Origin of the sequence: Okeania hirsuta (assembly GCF_003838195.1) — a bacterium.
Taxonomy (GTDB): domain Bacteria; phylum Cyanobacteriota; class Cyanobacteriia; order Cyanobacteriales; family Microcoleaceae; genus Okeania; species Okeania hirsuta.
On the sequence record NZ_RCBY01000684.1, the window covers coordinates 1 to 598 of the forward strand.

Annotated in this window: 1 protein-coding gene; it reads left to right on the forward strand. The window is 45.3% G+C overall.

Going from position 1 to position 598, the window contains the following annotated elements:
- Positions 1-471, forward strand: a 471-nt coding sequence (locus D5R40_RS33650; protein WP_205127894.1) for a helix-turn-helix domain-containing protein, incomplete at its 5' end; no start/stop codon positions are given.
- Positions 472-598 lie beyond the last annotated feature (127 nt).

Here is a 598-nt window from a genome sequence, read left to right on the forward strand (position 1 = left end):
ACCCTTCAGACCACCAATTCCTATGGCCTGGTCAGAAGGGTAAAACTCATCCTAGCTGCTGCCTCTGGAACCAACAATACAGCGATCAGTGAACAACTACAACTACATCGAAGGCAAGTGAGGCAGTGGCGAAAAAGGTGGTTGGAGGCTTCTGAACAACTTGCAATTGCTGAAACTCAACAGGTGAGCGACAAGAAGTTAAGGAAACTGATAGAAGAGATTCTCAGTGATGCTCCCCGACCAGGAACAACCAAATTTTTCTCCGTGGAACAAGTAGTCCAAATCGTAGCAATGGCCTGTGAAGACCCAAAACAATCTCAAAGACCAGTGAGTCATTGGACTCCAAGGGAGCTAGCAGAAGAAGCCATAGATAGAAGGATTGTGGAGAAGATTTCACCCCGCAGTGTGGGGCGTTTTTTAAAAGGAAGCGACTCTACAACCTCATCGTCATCGTTACTGGTTAAACTCTAATCCCTCTGACCCAGTAGCTTTTCGCGACCTGGTTAAATCTATCTGTCAGTTATATCTGTCGGCCCAAGAATTATATCATGTCCGTTTATATCGTTTGTGTAAACCCAAGGGTGAATATCTACAGGAA